The sequence below is a fragment of the Burkholderia sp. Ac-20379 genome, assembly GCF_017104645.1.
Taxonomy (GTDB): domain Bacteria; phylum Pseudomonadota; class Gammaproteobacteria; order Burkholderiales; family Burkholderiaceae; genus Burkholderia.
Genome location: NZ_JAAGPF010000744.1, coordinates 1 through 994, shown reverse-complemented (window position 1 = coordinate 994; position 994 = coordinate 1). Strand labels below are relative to the sequence as shown.

Below are 994 nucleotides of genomic sequence, written 5' to 3'. Positions count from 1 at the left end.
CGCGCGCGTCGATTCCTCGCCCGGCCCCGCATCGAACAGCAGCCGGTGGCGGGCGGTTTCAACGAGAATCGACGCGCCCTGCCCGACGTCGAGCATCGTCAGCCTGGCCGCGCCCGCAGGCGGCCCCTGCGGTGCCGGCAGCGCGAACGGCAGCCAGGCGAGCGGGGCCGCGAAACGCAACGGCCAGCCGCGCGGCATCAACAGCCAGCCGCCGCCGATCAGCGCGGCGGCCAGCGCGAAGGCTGTCGGCGACGCGAGCGTCAACACCGAGCGTTCGGCCGGCCCGAGCGCATCGAACGCGTCGAACAGCACTGCGACCATCGCATGTGCGGCATGAAACGCCCATGCATCGAGCGGCGCCGGCAGCGTCACGCCGGCCAGCACGACCGGCGTGACGAGCGAGCCGACCCACGGAATCGCCAGTGCATTGGCCGCCATGCCGCCAAGCGGAAGCTGCCCGAACCAGACGACGCCGAGCGGCGCCATCCAGAGCGTCACCGCGTATTGCACGCGCGCGCCGCCGGCGATCGCATGCGCGCAACGCGACGCCCACCGATGCGGATTCACGGCGCGCGCCACGCCGTTATCGGTGCCAGCGGCCAGCCGTTCGTGCTCCCGCCGATGGATCCGCCCCGACACCGCGAACAGGATCGCCGCCACCGCGCCGAACGACAACCAGAAGCCCGGCAGCAGCACCGCCCACGGATCGGCGATCAGCACGCAGCCGAGCGCCGTCGCCAGCGTGGCCGACGGCGGCACGGCGCGCCCGGTCAGATAGGCGAGACCGGCCGCGCTCAGCATCCACCAGGCGCGCTGCGCCGGCACGTTGAAGCCGGCCAGCGCGGCGTAACAACCGGCCAGGGCGATCGCCGCGCATGCGCCGGCGTACTGGGCCGGTGCGATCAGCGGCAGCGGCATCCCGCGCAGCGTCGCGCGCCGCCACCACGCGGCCGCGCACCATCCGGCCAGCGCGCCCACCAAGCCGATATGCAGA

Annotated in this window: 1 protein-coding gene; it reads right to left on the bottom strand. The window is 73.8% G+C overall.

From position 1 onward, the window contains the following. On the bottom strand, window positions 1-994 hold a 994-nt coding region (locus G3N92_RS34365), incomplete at both ends, for a ComEC/Rec2 family competence protein (RefSeq protein WP_206131916.1).